The sequence below is a fragment of the Streptomyces sp. NPDC056347 genome (genome assembly GCF_042262625.1).
Taxonomy (GTDB): domain Bacteria; phylum Actinomycetota; class Actinomycetes; order Streptomycetales; family Streptomycetaceae; genus Streptomyces.
Genome location: NZ_JBHJQP010000016.1, coordinates 51,339 through 68,204 on the forward strand (window position 1 = coordinate 51,339; position 16,866 = coordinate 68,204).

The 16,866-nt window shown below is 72.9% G+C and carries 14 protein-coding genes; 8 read left to right on the forward strand and 6 right to left on the reverse strand.

Features of this window, described 5'->3' with window-relative positions:
• Positions 1-30: 30 nt before the first annotated feature.
• The gene (locus tag ACFCV8_RS06530; protein ID WP_376684135.1) at positions 31-1,140 is read right to left on the reverse strand and encodes a citrate synthase 2; all 1,110 of its coding nucleotides are present in this window, start codon (positions 1,138-1,140) and stop codon (positions 31-33) included.
• A gap of 219 nt (positions 1,141-1,359) precedes the next feature.
• Here ACFCV8_RS06530 and pdxH point away from each other — a divergent pair, with 219 nt between their 5' ends.
• Together pdxH and ACFCV8_RS06540 are read left to right on the forward strand one after the other, a co-directional pair.
• Positions 1,360-1,986, forward strand: coding sequence for a pyridoxamine 5'-phosphate oxidase (gene pdxH, locus ACFCV8_RS06535; protein WP_376684150.1), 627 nt, complete (start codon positions 1,360-1,362; stop codon positions 1,984-1,986).
• 375 nt (positions 1,987-2,361) lie between these two features.
• A complete protein-coding gene (locus ACFCV8_RS06540) occupies positions 2,362-3,789 on the forward strand; it encodes a PAS domain-containing protein (RefSeq protein ID WP_376684136.1) in 1,428 nt (475 codons plus the stop codon).
• Here ACFCV8_RS06540 and ACFCV8_RS06545 read toward each other — a convergent pair.
• Positions 3,749-4,504 carry an SIS domain-containing protein gene (locus tag ACFCV8_RS06545; protein WP_376684137.1) on the reverse strand — a complete coding sequence of 252 codons (756 nt, stop codon included), beginning with the start codon at positions 4,502-4,504 and terminating at the stop codon, positions 3,749-3,751. The genes ACFCV8_RS06540 and ACFCV8_RS06545 overlap by 41 nt on opposite strands.
• A gap of 219 nt (positions 4,505-4,723) precedes the next feature.
• On the opposite strand from ACFCV8_RS06545, the gene ACFCV8_RS06550 reads away from it, so the two are divergent.
• Both ACFCV8_RS06550 and ACFCV8_RS06555 read left to right on the forward strand, forming a co-directional pair.
• Entirely contained in the window at positions 4,724-5,416 is a 693-nt protein-coding gene (locus ACFCV8_RS06550; protein ID WP_376684138.1) for a metal-dependent transcriptional regulator, read from the forward strand.
• 788 nt (positions 5,417-6,204) lie between these two features.
• The gene (locus tag ACFCV8_RS06555; RefSeq protein ID WP_376684139.1) at positions 6,205-7,098 is read left to right on the forward strand and encodes an alpha/beta fold hydrolase; all 894 of its coding nucleotides are present in this window, start codon (positions 6,205-6,207) and stop codon (positions 7,096-7,098) included.
• A 161-nt stretch (positions 7,099-7,259) separates the two neighbouring features.
• Here ACFCV8_RS06555 and ACFCV8_RS06560 read toward each other — a convergent pair whose 3' ends face one another.
• From ACFCV8_RS06560 to ACFCV8_RS06570, 3 genes are all read right to left on the reverse strand, one after another.
• Positions 7,260-8,903, reverse strand: coding sequence for a transporter (locus ACFCV8_RS06560; protein ID WP_376684140.1), 1,644 nt, complete (start codon positions 8,901-8,903; stop codon positions 7,260-7,262).
• Positions 8,900-9,739 carry an ABC transporter ATP-binding protein gene (locus ACFCV8_RS06565; protein WP_376684141.1) on the reverse strand — a complete coding sequence of 280 codons (840 nt, stop codon included), beginning with the start codon at positions 9,737-9,739 and terminating at the stop codon, positions 8,900-8,902. The genes ACFCV8_RS06560 and ACFCV8_RS06565 overlap by 4 nt, the downstream gene beginning before the upstream one ends.
• A 66-nt stretch (positions 9,740-9,805) precedes the next feature.
• A complete protein-coding gene (locus ACFCV8_RS06570; protein WP_376684151.1) occupies positions 9,806-10,423 on the reverse strand; it encodes a bifunctional DNA primase/polymerase in 618 nt (205 codons plus the stop codon).
• A gap of 443 nt (positions 10,424-10,866) precedes the next feature.
• On the opposite strand from ACFCV8_RS06570, the gene ACFCV8_RS06575 reads away from it, so the two are divergent.
• Positions 10,867-12,249, forward strand: coding sequence for a transcriptional regulator (locus ACFCV8_RS06575; protein ID WP_376684142.1), 1,383 nt, complete (start codon positions 10,867-10,869; stop codon positions 12,247-12,249).
• Positions 12,250-12,420: 171 nt separating this feature from the next.
• Entirely contained in the window at positions 12,421-14,013 is a 1,593-nt protein-coding gene (locus tag ACFCV8_RS06580; protein ID WP_376684143.1) for a hypothetical protein, read from the forward strand.
• A 36-nt stretch (positions 14,014-14,049) separates the two neighbouring features.
• Here the strand turns inward: ACFCV8_RS06580 and ACFCV8_RS06585 are convergent, their stop codons facing one another.
• A complete protein-coding gene (locus tag ACFCV8_RS06585; RefSeq protein WP_376684144.1) occupies positions 14,050-15,327 on the reverse strand; it encodes an ABC transporter substrate-binding protein in 1,278 nt (425 codons plus the stop codon).
• 117 nt (positions 15,328-15,444) lie between these two features.
• On the opposite strand from ACFCV8_RS06585, the gene ACFCV8_RS06590 reads away from it, so the two are divergent.
• Positions 15,445-15,948: a hypothetical protein gene (locus tag ACFCV8_RS06590; protein ID WP_376684145.1), complete on the forward strand. Its 504-nt coding sequence runs from the start codon at positions 15,445-15,447 to the stop codon at positions 15,946-15,948.
• A gap of 28 nt (positions 15,949-15,976) precedes the next feature.
• Positions 15,977-16,855, forward strand: coding sequence for a formyltetrahydrofolate deformylase (gene purU / locus ACFCV8_RS06595; RefSeq protein WP_376684146.1), 879 nt, complete (start codon positions 15,977-15,979; stop codon positions 16,853-16,855).
• Positions 16,856-16,866 lie beyond the last annotated feature (11 nt).

Below are 16,866 nucleotides of genomic sequence, written 5' to 3' on the forward strand. Positions count from 1 at the left end.
GACGGACCGGCACCGGGCACCTCCCGCTCCTCAGTTCCCCAGGTCCGCCAGCTGCTCGTACCCCGCGATCTCGCGCGGGTCGCGCGAACCCGGACCCACGTACCGCGCCGAGGGACGCACCAGCCGCCCGGTCCGCTTCTGCTCCAGGATGTGCGCCGACCAGCCCGCCGTACGGGCGCAGGTGAACATCGACGTGAACATGTGTGCCGGGACCTCGGCGAAGTCCAGCACGATCGCCGCCCAGAACTCCACGTTCGTCGCCAGCACCCGGTCCGGGCGCCGCGCGTGCAGCTCCTCCAGCGCGGCCTTCTCCAGCGCCCGCGCCACCTCGAAGCGCGGCGCCCCCAGCTCCTCGGCCGTACGCCGCAGCACCCGTGCCCGCGGGTCCTCCGCCCGGTACACCCGGTGACCGAAGCCCATCAGCCGCTCGCCCCGGTCCAGGGCCTGCTTCACGTACGCGGTCGCGTCGCCGGTCCGCTCGATCTCCTCGATCATGCCCAGCACCCGGGACGGCGCACCGCCGTGCAGCGGCCCCGACATCGCGCCCACCGCCCCCGACAGCGCGGCGGCCACGTCGGCGCCGGTCGAGGCGATGACCCGGGCGGTGAACGTCGAGGCGTTCATGCCGTGCTCGGCGGCCGACGTCCAGTACGCGTCCACGGCCTTCACATGCTTCGGGTCCGGCTCCCCGCGCCAGCGGATCATGAACCGTTCGACCACCGAACCGGCCTTGTCGATCTCGCTCTGCGGCACCATCGGCACCCCCTGCCCGCGCGCCGACTGGGCGACGTACGACAGCGCCATCACGGCGGCCCGCGCCAGGTTGTCACGGGCGGTCTCCGCATCGATGTCGAGCAGCGGACGCAGCCCCCACACCGGGGCGAGCATCGCCAGCGCGGACTGCACGTCGACCCGGACGTCCCCGGAGTGCACCGGGATCGGGAACGGCTCGGCGGGCGGCAGCCCCGGATTGAACGCCCCGTCCACCAGCAGGCCCCACACGTTCCCGAAGGACACATGACCGACGAGATCCTCGATGTCGACACCCCGGTACCGGAGCGAACCGCCTTCCTTGTCCGGTTCGGCGATCTCCGTCTCGAACGCGACGACTCCCTCTAGACCCGGTACGAAGTCGGACATGGCGGCTCCCTCGGTCGGCGGCTCTGCGGAGGCCTCGGCGGCCTGCCTCAAGATACTGTCGGGTTTCCCCCGACACGGGGAAGCGTGACGTCCGGCACAGCACCCGTCCCGGCGATTCCCCTCCGCACCCTCCCTGTCGGGCCGCGTCGGCCACTGGGGCAGGATGACCCCGTGCCCACCGCAGACTCCTCCTCCGATTCCACCACCGATCCGGCCGCGATGCGCGAGCAGTACCGCTCCGAGGGCTTCACCGAGGACACGCTGGCCGCCGACCCCATGCAGCAGTTCGCCCACTGGTTCCGGCAGGTCGCCGTCGGCGGCCTGCTCCACGAGCCCAACGCCATGGTGGTCTCCACCGCCACCCCCGAGGGCCGCCCGTCCTCACGCACCGTGCTGCTGAAGAAGTACGACGGGCGCGGCTTCGTCTTCTTCACCAACTACGAGTCCCGCAAGGGCCGCGAGCTGACCGCCAACCCCTACGCCTCGCTGCTCTTCCCCTGGCACCCGATGGCCCGCCAGGTCATCGTCACCGGCCGGGCGGAGCGGATCGGCCGCGACGAGACCGTCGCCTACTTCCGCAGCCGCCCGCACGGCTCCCAGCTCGGTGCCTGGGCGAGCGCCCAGTCGACGGTGATCGGCTCCCGCGAGGAACTGCTCGCCCGCTACGAGGAGCTGGAAGCCCGCTACCCCGAGGGCGAACAGGTCCCCGCGCCCCCGCACTGGGGCGGCTTCCGCGTCGTCCCCGACACGATCGAGTTCTGGCAGGGCCACGAGAACCGCCTGCACGACCGGCTGCGGTACGTCCGCGAGGGCGAGCAGTGGCGCGTGGAACGCCTCTGCCCGTAACACCCGGGAAAGAGTCCCGCACACGCAGAAACCCGCAGGCTCTGGTCCCTCCTCACGGAGGGGCCGGCCGGACTTACCGGCGAGCCTGCGGGTCGGTGACTGCTTGGGATTGGCCGACTGACCGGCCTGCACTGCAAAGAGCGCGACAACGGGCGTCAGCCCGCAGCCACCTCACGAGTCCGAGAAGAAATCACTTCCGGAACACCTCCTTTCTTCGCTGGCAGCAGCCTAGGAACCGCCCCCGCACCGCACAAGCGAATTAAATGAGGCGCGCTGCGGCAGCCGATTTCCGGGAAGTCGGTGTGTGCTGGGTCACCTTCGAGTTCAATGGTCTGACGTGCGGAAATACCGGATGCGTCCTGCGGGGGGTACGGGGTGAGTGCGTCCACGAGCAGTGGAACGACCGAGGCGCTCGGGCCCGATGAGGGGCCGGGCGGGGGGCCGAGGGGCTGGGCCGGGGCCGAGTTGCTGGCCGCGCTGCTCGACGGGATGGACGCCGCGTTCTGCGCGTTCGACGCGAAGGGCACGATCACCCACTGGAACCGCGAGGCCGTCCGGATCCTGGGCTGGTCCGCCGAGGAGGCCGTGGGGCGGGCCGGGTTCGCCGGGTGGGCGGTGCGGCGGGCGGACGCCGGGGAGGTGCAGGCCCGGCTGATGGCGGTCATGGACGGGGCCGGGCGCCGGGTCCACGAGTTCGCGCTGCTGCGCAAGGACGGCGGGCGGGTGCTCGTGCGGACCCAGGCGGCCGGGGTCCGGGGCGCGGACGGCGGGCCCGCCGGGGTGTACTGCGCGTTCACCGAGGTGCACGCGCAGATCGGTCTGGAGCGGTCCGTCGCGCTGAGCGAGGCACTGTTCGAGGACGCGTACTGGGGCGTGGTGATCGTCGACGCGGACCTGCGCCCGGCGGTCGTCAACGCGTACGCGGCCCGGGCACTGGGCGTGGGCCGTACGACGATGCTGGGGCGCCCGCTGGGCGAGCTGGTCGTGCAGGGCGTCGAGGACCTGGAGGGGGCGTTGCAGCACGTGCTGGCCGAGGGCGCGCCCGTGGCGCCCGCCGAGCAGTGGGTGACGCTGCGGACGGCGGAGGGGAAGCGGCGGCGGTGCTGGCGCAGCGGTTTCGTACGGCTGGCGTCGCCGCTGGCCGAGGAGCCGGTGCCGCTGGGGGTGGGCTGGCTGTTCCGCGACGTGACGGCGGAGCGGCTGGCGGCGGCGGAGGCGGACCGGACACGGTTCCGGTCGAACCAGCTGCACCGGGCGGCGCGGGCGGCCAGCGAGTGCGAGGACCCGATGGAGGCGGCGACGTCGTACCTGGACTTCGCGCTCGCGGGCTTCGCGGACCATGTGCTGGTCGACCTGGCGGCGGGGGAGCGGCTGGTGCGGGCGGCGGCGACGCCGTCCGGTGGGCCGGGGCCGTGTCTGCCGGTGTCCGGCGGCGGTGTTCCGTTGCGGTACGCGGCGGGGCACCCGGCGCTCCGGGCCGTGGACCGCACGGGGTCGGTGCGGGCCAGCGCGGGCAGCGGCGAGGAGGCGTGGGCGGCGGAGCGGCAGTGGCCGGGTGACGCCGTGCACGCGCTGTGCGCGGTGCTGCGGAGCAGGGGGCGCACGCTGGGCGTGGTGACGTTCCTGAGAGCCGCCCACCGCACCGCCTTCGAACGGTCCGACGAGGCGTACGCGGAGAGCGTGGCGGTGCGGGTGGCGGCGGCGGTCGACCTCCGGCAGGCGCTGTCGGCCGCGGGAGCCGTGCCGGAGGGCGGTGCGGAGCCTACTGGCGGTAGAAGATCCGGTCGCGGTACTCCGTCATGACGCGGCCGTTCCACTCGTGGCCGCCGTCGACGTTCCCGGAGCGCAGCATCGGCGGCTCCACGCCGCGCGCCACGAGCTGTTCGGCCGCGGCGGCCATCATGGCCTGCATCAGGGCGCTGGTGACGACCGTCGAGGCGGGGGCGAACGGCGCCTCGATCCCTTCGAGGGTCAGCTCCGCGTCACCGATGGCGATCTTGCTGTCGAGGACGATGTCGCAGTGGTCCCGGAGGAAGCCGCCCGAGCTGTGCCGGGAGCGGGTGGTGTCGGCGTAGGCCACCGAGGTCACGCCGATGACCTTGAGGCCGAGCGCCCGCGCGTTCAGTGCCATCTCCACCGGCAGCGCGTTGCGCCCGGAGAGCGAGATGATCACGAGGACGTCGCCGGCCTGCGCGGGACTGGAGTCCAGCACGGCACCGGCCAGTCCGCCGACCCGCTCCAGCGCGGAGCCGAGCGTCGCGGGCATCACGTCGACCCCGACCGTCCCGGGCACGGCCAGCAGGTTCATCAGGGCGAGCCCGCCCGCCCGGTAGACGACGTCCTGGGCGGCGAGCGAGGAGTGCCCGGCACCGAAGGCGAAGAGCCGGCCGCCCGCGGCGACGGTGTCGGCGATGGCGGCACCGGCGGCCGCGATGTTGCCGGACTCCTCGTCGCGTACCCGTTCCAGCAGGCCGATCGCTGCGTCGAAGAACTGACCGGCCAGCTTGCTGTCGCTCATCGAGGAGGCCCTTTCCGGCGGGAGGAAGCGGGGAGGAGACGTTCGAGGCGTCCGTGCCGCCGATCACGTTGCGGTCTGGACCAGTGGCCTGTCAATACCGTCCCGGCGGCGCGGCCGCACGGTGTTCGGTCGGGGAGGCACGGTTGTCGGTGGTATGCGTCAGAATTGGTGGCAGGGCCAGCGCACGACTTTTTCTTGTCACAGCACCGAGGGGCACGAATGTCCGGACTGATCGACACCACGGAGATGTATCTCCGCACCATCCTCGAACTCGAAGAGGAAGGCGTGGTCCCCATGCGCGCCCGGATCGCGGAGCGGCTCGACCAGAGCGGCCCGACGGTCAGCCAGACGGTGGCGCGGATGGAGCGCGACGGCCTGGTGCAGGTCGCGGGCGACCGGCACCTGGAGCTGACCGACGAGGGGCGCCGCCTCGCGACGCGCGTGATGCGCAAGCACCGGCTCGCGGAGTGCCTGCTCGTCGATGTGATCGGCCTGGAGTGGGAGCAGGTCCACGCCGAGGCGTGCCGCTGGGAGCACGTGATGAGCGAGGCCGTGGAGCGGCGGGTGCTGGAGCTGCTGCGCCACCCGACGGAGTCGCCGTACGGGAATCCGATCCCGGGTCTGGAGGAGCTGGGCGAGAAGGCCGAGGCCGACCCGTTCCTCGACGAGGGCATGGTGAGCCTGACGGAGCTGGACCCGGGCGCCGATGGCAAGACGGTGGTCGTGCGCCGGATCGGGGAGCCGATCCAGACGGACGCGCAGCTGATGTACACGCTGCGGCGGGCGGGGGTGCAGCCCGGTTCGGTGGTCAGCGTGACGCAGTCGCCGGGCGGGGTGCTGGTCGGCAGCAGCGGTGAGGCCGCGGAGCTGGGGCCCGAGATCGCTTCGCACGTCTTCGTGGGCAAGCGCTGATTCCGGTTGCGCGGCCGGATTCCGCGCGTGGGCCGGGTTCCGGCGAGTGAGCCGGGTCCCGGTTCGGGGCGGGTTCCGGCGGCTTCGGTTTCATGGGCCGGGTTCGGCTTCGGGTTCGTGGGCCGGTGCCGGTTTTGGACGTGACCCGGCTCCCGGCGTGACCCGGCTCCCGGCGTGACCCGGTTCTCCGGCACGTGCCGAGGGCGGCCCTTCTTGTCCGCTTCCCCTTTTTCCGTCCCGAACCGCAGCGCTCCGATGGATTGCGTGCCAGGCTGTCGCTGAGGCATACCTGAGGGTGCCGGCCGATGGGCCGCGCGGTCGGGAGGGGGCAGGCGCATGCACCCGTCGCAGTCGCACGGGCGTGTCCGGCGGGTCCGGCGCGCGAACGGGGGGCGTGGCCGCTGTGCGCCGCCGCGACCGGCTTCCCGTGTGTCCTGCACGCCCCGTACGCCCTGCGCGGCTTGTGCGGCCCGTACAGCAGAGGGCCCCGGCGCCGTGCGGCGCCGGGGCCTGTCCTCCCCTGGTTCGACCTGGAGCCCCGAGCTCTCGAGGTCGGTCCCTGCGGGCCCTCATCCCCGAGTGGCCCGCCTCCCGGTGAAGATCTCCCCTCCACCACGGGCATCAATCCTTCGAAGCCGTCACTCGAACGAGCGGTGTTGCGTGGCAGAACCCTATTTTCGAACGTGAGTTCGATACTCTGAGGCGGTGCGGCCACGGTCGCGGTGCGACCACGGTGATCGAGCGGCAATCGAGCGGTGATCGAGGACCAGAAGGGGGTGCCAGGACATATGGTGCGACGCATCGATGTGACCGGGGCCGGCGGCGTACGCCTCGCGGCCTGGGAGTTCGCCGAGCCGCCCAAGGGGCGCGCGGAGGGTGATCGCGCCCCCGGGGTCCTGCTGCTCCACGGCCTGATGGGCCGGGCCGCGCACTGGGCCCCGACCGCCCGCTGGCTCGCCGAGCGGCACCGGGCGGTCGCGCTCGACCAGCGGGGCCACGGCCGCAGCGACAAGCCGGCCGACGGCCCGTACACCCGCGATGTGTACGTCGCCGACGCCGAGGCGGCGATCGAACAGCTCGACCTGGCGCCCGTCACCCTGGTCGGGCACGCGATGGGGGCGCTGACGGCCTGGCAGCTCGCCGTGAAGCGCCCCGATCTCGTGCGGGCCCTGGTCGTCTGCGACATGCGGGCCTCGGCGCTGGGGGCGGCCTCGCAGCGCGAGTGGGACGACTGGTTCCGTACCTGGCCGGTCCCGTTCGCGACGCTCTCCGACGTGCGGAAGTGGTTCGGCGAGGACGACCCCTGGGTGGAGCGGCCCAACCCGGCCCGCGGCGAGTACTTCGCCGAGGTGATGGCCGAGCGGGCCGACGGCTGGCGTCCTGTCTTCTCCCGGCGGCAGATGCTCCAGTCCCGCGCGACCTGGGTGTTCGACGCCCACTGGGAGGAGCTGGCGCAGGTCGGCTGCCCGACGCTGGTGCTTCGCGGGCTCGACGGCGAGCTGGGCCGGGCGGAGGCCCAGGAGATGGTCCGCGTACTGCCGCGCGGGCAGTACGCGGAGGTGGCCGACGCCGGTCATCTCGTCCACTACGACCAGCCCGAGGGCTGGCGCGCGGCGGTCGAGCCCTTCCTGGAGCGGCACGCCGAGGACGCCCCCGGCGACCGCGAACCCGTCCCGATGTAGCCCGCCGCGCCGTGGGCGGCCGGGGTGCGGCCTTCGCCGCCTGCCGCACCGGGGCTCGGCTTTTGCCGACCGCCGACTGCCGACCGCCGACCCGAGGCCCGGTCTTCGCCGAACCCTGGCCCCGGCCCGGTGCTCGGCCTTCGCGGGCCCCGGACCGGGGCTCAGCCCTTGCTGACCGCTGCCAGGATCTCCGGGAGCCGTTCCGCCGTGCGCGGTGCCGCGATCCGCAGCCCCGCCCAGACGATCAGCGCCCCGTACACGATCCCCGCGGGCAGCAGCGTCCACAGCCACTGCTGGTGGTCCGCGACGTGCAGCCAGATCGTCGTCCCGATCAGGGGCAGGCAGAGCAGCCCCGCCGAGAGCATTCCGCCGAACATGGAGATCCAGGCGAGCCCGGCCTGCCCCGGCGCCACGTTCTTGAACGCCCCGTCCTGCGGGATCGAGTACGGGAAGAGCGCCGACGTCACCGCGCCCGTCGCCAGCATCCCGCACAGCACCCCGACCGACAGCCCCAGCGCCGGCGGCAGCGAGCCCCAGTCCCCGGTCACCGCCGCGGTCAGCACCGTCACCACGATCGTGAACGGCAGTGTGATCAGCAGCAGCGTCAGCGCCCGCGCCCGCAGTTCGAGGTAGGCGTCCCGGGTGGAGGAGATCGTCAGCGAGACCATCCAGAACGCGGAGGTGTCCTGGCCGAACTGGTTGTACATCTGGACGCCGAGCATTCCGGCGGCGAAACAGGAGAAGTAGACCGAGCCATGGCCCTGGAGGGCGTTGAACAGCGGTACGAGCAGCCCGACCGCCAGCGCCGTGACCCAGGCCGACTTGGTCTTCGGGTCGCGGACGATGTACCGCAGACTCCGCTCCATCACCGGGCCCGTGCGCCCCGCGGGCAGCAGCGCGGAGAGCCGGGAGCCCTCCTTGCCGGTCTTCTCGCGGGCCGGACCGGCGGCGGCCAGCGTCGAGCCGTCCGGCGACGTCATCAGCTTCGTCAGGCTCCGCTGCCACAGCCACAGCAGCGCCAGCAGCGCCGCCACCGACAGCAGCAACTGCCCGGCGGCCTGCCCGTACGCGCCCCGGGACGCCGAGTCCACCGCCCCGATCGCGGAGGCGGGCGGCAGCCAGCGCACCACGTCCGCGGCCGGGGCGAGCGTGGACAGCCCGCCCGCCTCGCCGATCCGCTGCGCACCGAAGTTGACGACCTGGAAGCCCACCGCGATCACCAGCCCGCTGAGCACCGCCAGATCGCGGCCCTTGCGCGAGCTCAGCAGCCGGGTGTTGGCCGTGGCCACCGCACGGGCCAGCGCCACGCACAGCAGCAGCGCGAGCGGCGCGCAGACCACGGCGAACACGGCCCCGACCGCCCCGTACGCCACCGCCGCCACCGAACCGGCGGCCAGGCACAGGGTGAACAGCGGGCCGATCCCGACCAGCGAGGCCGTCAGCAGCGCCGAGATCAGCGATCGCGGGCGCAGCGGCAGCATCACCAGCCGGCTCGGGTCCAGGGTCTCGTCGCCGCTCGGGAAGAACAGCGGCATCACGGCCCAGCCGACCGCCATCACGCCGGCCAGCAGGACGACGACGGAGGCGGCGTGCTCGCTGCCGCGCATCGCGACCAGTGCGAGCAGCTGGCCCGCGGCGATCAGCAGGGCGAAGACGACGGAAGCGATGTACGCGGCCCGCCGCCCGGCCGACTGCCGCAGCCCGTTGCGCAGCAGGGCCAGTTTCAGCCGTACGAAGACGCCGACGAGCCCCTCGCCGTCGGCCGGTGCGGGCGCGGTGCCCGCCGGGGCGTCGAGCACGCTCATCGCTTCCCGCCCAGCCAGTCCAGGGACTCGCCGGTGGTGCGCGCACCGGCCCCGACGAGTTCGAGGAAGGCGTTCTGCAGCGAGGACGCCTCGCCGCGGACCTGCTCCAGGGTGCCCTGGGCGCGGATCGTCCCGGCGGCCATGACGGCCACCCAGTCGCAGAGGGACTCGACGAGCTCCATCACATGGCTGGAGAAGACGACGGTCGCCCCGGAACGGGTGTAGCGCTCCAGGACCTCGCGGATGGTCTGTGCCGAGACCGGGTCGACGCCCTCGAACGGCTCGTCCAGGAAGAGGACTTCGGGGTTGTGCAGCAGCGCGGCGGCGAGCCCGATCTTCTTGCGCATGCCGGTCGAGTAGTCGACGACCAGCTTGTGCTGGGCGCCCGCCAGGCCGAGCACGTCCAGGAGCTGGGTGGCCCGCTTGTCCACCTCGGCGCCCGGCAGCCCGCGCAACCGTCCGTTGTACGCGAGGAGTTCACGGCCCGAGAGCCGTTCGAAGAGCCGCAGCCCCTCGGGGAGCACGCCGATCCTGCGCTTGACCTCGACCGGGTCGCTCCACACGTCGTGCCCGGCGACCTCGACGTGTCCCTGGTCGGGCCGGAGCAGCCCGGTGACCATCGACAGGGTGGTCGTCTTGCCCGCGCCGTTGGGTCCGACCAGGCCGATGAAACGGCCCGCGGGCAGCTCCAGATCGATCCCGGCCACCGCGGTCTGTTCCCCGAACCGCTTCCACAGACCCTGCACGCGGACGGCGGGGGGCGGAGTGGTCGATCCGCCCGTGCCCCCGGTCCCCGTGCCGTCCGCCGTCTGTTCGGGCTGTGCCCGGTCCTTCATGTCCCGCTGCCTTTCCGTGGCCCCGTTTTATCCCCCGTTTACAGGACCACCCTACGAAAGACTGTTCTATCGGGATCGATCGCGCGTGTCGGCCGCTTCCCTGGCGCAGGCGTAGGCGAGCGGGCTGATGAGTTCCTCCGCGTCCGGCAGCCAGCGGTTGGCGGCGGTCGGGCGGCGGACCCACTGGACCGTTCCGTAGCCGCCGATCCGGGTCGGCGGACCCGTCACGTACGCGCCCTCGCCGCGGGCGGTCAGATCGATGGCGGCGGCCTGCCAGCCCAACTTCCGTACCAGTCCCTCCGACTTGGCGGCGGCGCCGGGCAGGACGAAGAAGTGCACCCGGCGGTCGGGGCTGTGGGTGACCGGCCCGAGCGGCAGGCCCATCCGCTCCATCCGGGCCAGCGCCATGAAGCCCGCGGACTCGGGGACGTCGATGGTGTCGAAGGCGTGCCCGGTGGGCAGCAGGATCGACGCCTTCGGCCGCCGGGACCACATCCGGCGGGCCGCGGCCCCGCTCCCGGTCGCCCGGCCCGCCCAGTCGGGGCCCGACGGGTGGGCGCCGGGGGCCGCGCAGCCGGTGTCCCCGCAGGAGCACCGCTCGGCACCCTCCACCGCCTCCAGCCAGGTGCCCGGGCAGACGTCCCAGTGCCGTTCCTCCGCGTACCGCACCGCCGCGTCGAGCAGTTGGCCCTCCCGCTGCCGGGGGACCTTCGCGGTTTCCTCGACGCCCGGCTCCGTTGCTTCTGTTGCTTCCGGTGCTTCTGTTACTTCTCCGACGACGACGGACTCTTCCGTTCGGATGCGCTCTTCCACGCTGAGCACAACTACGGCCAATGACCGCGGTTACGGGGGTGAAAGGCGCGCCCACGGCGCTCGATTCCGCATCCGGGGCGCATGGGTGCATGGGCGGGGGCGCGCAGTAGGCGGGGTCCGGCCTGAGGGGTAAGCACATACGGGCAAACCGGCGGGCGTTCGCCGGGCGGGCCCGGAACGGTCGGCCTCTGTCATATGCCGACAGGAATGGTGCCGAAGACGACGCCCGTGATGAACACGATGAATCCGTGCATTTTCCGCGTATTCGCCGGGCAGTGATCGGCTCAATCATCACTGCGGCCTCAGGGGGAAACATGGCAGCCAGGCCTCTCGTAGCCCGCCAGCCGAACGAACGGCTCCAGGCGCTCATTCAGGAAGCCGGATGCTCCAACGCCGGCCTCGCCCGCCGCGTCAACATGGTCGGCGCGGAGCGCGGGCTCGATCTGCGGTACGACAAGACGTCCGTGGCCCGTTGGCTGCGCGGACAGCAACCACGTGGGAGGGCACCGGGAATCATCGCGGAGGCGCTCGGCCGCAAGCTCGGCCGCACGGTCACGATCGACGAGATCGGCATGGCCAACGGCAAGAACCTGGCGTCCGGCGTGGGCCTCCAGTTCGCCCCGACCGTGATCGGCGCGATCGAGCAGGTCTGCGAGCTGTGGCGGAGCGACGTCGGGCGGCGCGACTTCCTGTCCGGTTCGGCGGTCGCCTCCTCCGCGCTCGTCGAACCCAGCCGCGACTGGCTGATCACCGGCGCGGACCCGCAGGTGGCGCGGTCCGCCGGGGCCCGGGTCGGGATGTCGGACGTGGCGGCGGTGCGGTCGATGACGGGCGCGCTGGTCGACCTCGACCACCGCTTCGGCAGCGGGCACGTACGGCCGGTCCTGGTGCACTACCTCAACAGCGTGGTGTCCGGGCTGCTCTCCGGGGCGTACCGCGAGTCGGTCGGCCGCCAGCTGTTCGCGGCGGTCGCCCGGCTCACCGAACTCGGCGGGTACATGGCGGTGGACACGGGCCAGCCGGGGCTCGCCCAGCGCTACTACATCCAGGCCCTGCGGCTCGCCCAGGCGGCGGACGACCGGGCGTACGGCGGCTATGTGCTGGCCGCCTCGATGAGCCATCTCGCCGCGCAGCTGGGCAATCCCCGGGAGATCGCCCAGCTGGCCCGCGCCGCGCAGGAAGGCGCGCGCGGACATGTCACGCCGCGGGCGGAGGCGATGTTCTACGCGGCGGAGGCGCGCGGGCACGCCCTGCTCGGCGACGCCCGCACCTGTCAGGAGGTCACCGGTCACGCGCTGGCGGCCCTGGACAAGGCCGAGCCGGAGACGGGCGACGACCCGGACTGGATCGCCCACTTCGACCACGCCTATCTCGCGGACGAACTGGCGCACTGCCACCGCGACCTGGGCCAGGCGGAGGCGGCCGCCCGCCGCGCGAAGGAGTCCCTGGCGGGGCTGCCGGAGTCCCGGGCCCGCCGCCGGGGCATCGGGCTGGTGCTGCTGGCGACGGCCCAGGTGCAGATGCGCGAGGTGGAGCAGGCGTGCCACACCGGTACGCAGGCGATGGAGCTGCTGGGCTCGGTGCGCTCCAGCCGGGGCGCGGAGTATCTGGACGATCTCCAGCAGCGGTTGCTGCCGTACGGGGACGAGTCGGCGGTGCGCGAGTTCGGCGCGCGGCTGGAGCTCCAGGCGGCCTGACCGGGGGACGGCCGGGGGTGCGTCCGGCCGCCCCACCGGCCGCGTCGTGACGGCGTCGAGTGCTACGGCACCTGTGAAGGGGTGGTGAGTGACCGCACACGCTTGGCGGACCGCGCCGACCACCCGATAGCGTGAGCCGACGATTCCGTAGGTTTACACGTAGGAGTCCCGGTGACGCAGAGCGGCGGACAGGGCGGCGAGCAGCGGTTCCCCGCTGAACGGCCCGCGCACGAAGGTGTCGTGCTGCCCGCGGGCGGCGGCGAGCCCTGGATATCAGGGCCCGCGGATCAGGCCGCTCCGGCGGGCGGAGCGCCGTGGGGCGGTTCCTGGGGGCCGCAGGCGGCGCAGCAGAACGCCGCGCACCCGGCCCAGCCGCCGTCCCAGGCCCTGCCCCCGGCGCAGGGGCAGGGGCAGAGTCAGTACGGCGGGCAGGCACCGTACGGCCAGGGCCCGTACGACCAGGGGCAGTACGGCCAGGGCCAGGGGTACGCCCAGCCGGGCCAGGGGTACGGGTATCCGCCGGCCCCGCAGCAGGCGCAGCCCGGCCAGGGGTACGGGTATCCGCCCGCCCCGCAGCAGGCACAGCCGCCGCACGCCCAGCCGCTGCCGCCGATGCAGTCGCAGCAGCCCGGGCACACCCCGCAGCAGCCCCCGCAGCCGTTCGCGCAGCCGCTGCCGCCCGAGGCCGGGCCCGGTGCGGTCCCCGGCGCCGGTGCGGGCGGCGACGCGGAGGCCACGCAGTACATCGCGTCGGTGCCCGGCGGGCCCGCGCCCGGTGGGCTGCCCCCGGAGAACCCGGCGGAGTCGACCGCGTTCCTCGGCCACACCGCGCCACAGCCCCCGCAGCAGGCGTACCAGCAGCCCGGCCAGGGCGGGGACGCCGAGGCGACCCAGTACATCCCGCCGGTGCCCGGCGGCGCCCCGTACGACATCCGGCCCGGCACCCCGGGCGAACGGCAGCCGCCCGCCGAGTTCGACAACCTGTTCCGCAACGACGAGCCGGCCGGTGCCACCACGCAGATGCCCCGGCTCGACCACGGCGCCGCCTACCAGAGCGCCCCGCACGCCTCCCAGCCCCCGCACGCCTCCCAGCCCTCGTACGGGCCGGTGGACGAGGAGCCGCCCGCGCGCCGGAAGCGGCCGCACGTCACGCTGATCGCGGCCGTCGTGGCGGGCTGCGCCGTCGTCGGTCTGGGCGCGGGCGCGCTGCTCAGCGGCGGCGGTGACGGCAAGGCCAAGGACGACAAGGAGCCGGTCGCCGCGGCGAGCCGGCCGGCCGAGAAGCCCGCCCAGCAGGCCGCCGACCCGGCGAAGCCGCAGGCCGAGGCGCTCGACAAGCTGCTGGCGGACAGCAACAACAGCCGGGCCGCGGTCATCGGGGCCGTCGAGAAGACCAAGACCTGCAGCGACCTGGACCAGGCCGTGAACGACCTGAAGGGCGCCGCCCAGCAGCGCCGCGACCTGGTCACCCGGCTCGGCGAGCTCTCCGTCGACCAGCTGCCCGACCACGCCCGGCTGACCGAGGCCCTCACCCGGGCGTGGCAGGCCTCCGCCTCGGCCGACGACCACTACGCCGCCTGGGCCGAGCAGGCCAAGCACGGCAAGAAGGTGTGCAAGCACGGCAGGGCCCGTACGACCTCCGAGACCCAGCAGGCGACCGTGCAGAGCGGCGAGGCGAGCAAGGCGAAGCAGCAGGCCTCGACGCTGTGGAACTCGATCGCGTCGAAGTACGGCCTGACCCGCCGGGAGGCGACGCAGCTCTGACCGGGGCGCGGCTCCGGCCGGGACGCCGGCCCCCGGTCAGTGCCGGGTGCTGGCGTCCGAGAGCGTCTCCGCGACGTTCATGAACCCCTTCCGGTCCGCGACGAGCCGCCCGTCGCGGACCACCTGGAACGTCACCCTGGTGTTGACGATCCGCGGGTAGGCGGAGGAGCCCAGCACGTCCGTGAAGCCCCAGCGCAGCACCGGGGTCAGGCCGCCGGTCGCGGCCGGGGTGCCGGTGTTGAGGGCGGAGGTGATCGTCCACGGGGTGATCCGCGCGGTGTCGACCGCCTTCACGAGCTCCCCCAGCACCGTGTACGCGATCCAGGTGGTCTGCACCCCGGTGTCGTCCGGGTCGATCCGGTTGTCACCGAAGGCGTGCTCGCGGATCACCTGCCGCATCCCGTTCCAGCGGGCGTCGCCCGAGTCCGGGTACCAGCCGGTGATGTACGCCCCCTCGAATGGGCTCTTCCGGCCGCCGGTGCTGTCGATCAGCGGCTGGTCGACGCTGCCGAGCACCGAGGAGATCCGCACCTTCCCGTACGAGGGTTCCAGCCGCCGGAAGGAGTCGAAGAAGGTCTCCGTGCTCCGGCCGAGCACCGCCGTCGTGCAGCCGCCCGCCGGCCCCGCCGCGTGGAGCGCCGAACCGGCCGCGTCGTCGTACGACGTCGCCGTCTCCGGTGCCCGGATGTCGGCGGGCGCGGGCCGCCCGGCCGCGGTGAGGCCGGTCCTCAGGAGCCAGGCCTGGCTGTCGCCGACGAGGGTGTCCGGCCGCACCACCGACACCCGCTCGCAGGAGCGGGCGAGCTGGCGGGCGTTGCCCGCGAGCAGGGCCGACTGGCCGCCGTTGACCGGGAAGGAGATGTAGCTGGTGAACTCCTCGTCGGTGGCGCCGTAGCCGCCGATGAACGGAATCCCGGCACCCTCCAGCGGCGGCATGAACGCCGCCCCGTGGCGGCTGTACGAGCCGACGACCGCGACCGCCTTCTCCTGGACGGCCCGCCGGGCGCACTTCGCGGCGCCGACCGAGGTGTCCTGCTCGTCGCAGGTGACGACGCGCAGCCGGTGGCCGTCCAGCCCGCCGTTGCCGTTGGCCCAGCGGGCGTAGGTGCGCGCCATGGCGGTCATGCCCGCCATGTTCACCGTGTCCGGCCCGGCGACGCCGCTCGGCGCCCAGGTCATGACGGTGATGGGCTCCCTGGAGCCCCCCGTGGCTCCAGGGAGAGCACTGCAACCGGTGATCAGCAATGCCCCGGCCACCGCACTCGTGAGGAGCTTGAAGGAGCGCGGGGAACTGGGGCGTCGCCATCCGGTCATGGGCCTGAACATTTCCGGATTCGGGGTAACGGCGCCGTGTGCGCCGGTCAACGCGGGGTGACATCCGGGTGAATTGCGGGGGCCCGCGTGACGGGCCCGCCGAGGAACGTACGATCGATGACCGTGCAGCAAGGTTCGGAGAACTCTTCCCGTCGCGGCCGTCGCTCCTCCACCATGGGCGGCATGCCGCTGAATGACATGCCGTGGTGGCGCTGGCGCAGCAACGTGCGCTCGGCGCTGCACATGCTCTCCGACCCCGTCTTCCACCACGAGTGCTGGCTGCCCGGCCTGGAGGGGTACGGCGACGTCACCGACGCCGTCTACCGCCTGGTCGAGGACACCTGGCTGGACAACTGGTCCGCCGAGAAGTACATAGGCACGATCTTCCGCGACGCGGGCGAGACCGCCCTCGTCGACGTCGCCGTCCTCAGGGTGCTGCGCATCATGCACCAGGTCGGCGCGGACGCCCCCGTCTCGGCGTACCTGGAGCACCACGGCTGGCCGGAGGCCGTACAGGCCGCCCGCGAGGCCCATGTGCTGCTCGCCGGAAACGACGGCGAGGACCCCGACACACCGCCCCGTTCCCTCGATGTGCTCCACATTCTGACCGGTTCGGCCTGATGGCGGCCCGGTGTGGCACGCTACGGGAATGACCGAGCCGCAGCCCGCCGGGACCGCTCCCGAGCAGTACGTCCTCACGCTCTCCTGCCCCGACCGGCAGGGCATCGTGCACGCCGTGTCGAGCTATCTCTTCATGACCGGCTGCAACATCGAGGACAGCCAGCAGTTCGGTGACCACGACACCGGTCTCTTCTTCATGCGCGTCCACTTCTCGGCGGAGGCCCCGGTGACCGTGGAGAAGCTGCGGGCCAGCTTCGCCGCGGTCGGCGACTCCTTCCGGATGGAGTGGCAGATCCACCGTTCCGCGGAGCGGATGCGGATCGTGCTGATGGTCAGCAGGTTCGGGCACTGCCTCAACGACCTGCTGTTCCGTTCGAGGATCGGGGCGCTGCCGGTCGAGATCGCCGCCGTCGTCTCCAACCACACGGACTTCGCCGAGCTGGTCGCCTCGTACAACGTGCCGTTCCGGCACATTCCGGTGACCAAGGGGAACAAGGCCGAGGCGGAGGCGCAGCTGCTGGAGCTGGTCCGCGAGGAGAACGTCGAGCTGGTCGTCCTCGCCCGCTACATGCAGGTCCTCTCGGACGACCTGTGCAAGCAGCTGAGCGGCCGGATCATCAACATCCACCACTCCTTCCTGCCGAGCTTCAAGGGCGCGAAGCCGTACCACCAGGCGCACGCCCGCGGGGTCAAGCTGATCGGCGCGACGGCGCACTATGTGACGGCCGACCTCGACGAGGGGCCGATCATCGAGCAGGAGGTCGAGCGGGTGGGCCACGGCGTCACCCCGGACGAGCTGGTCGCCGTCGGGCGCGACGTGGAGTGCCAGGCGCTGGCGCGGGCCGTGAAGTGGCACGCGGAGCACCGCATCCTGCTCAACGGCCACCGCACGGTGGTCTTCGCGTAACAGCTCCCGCC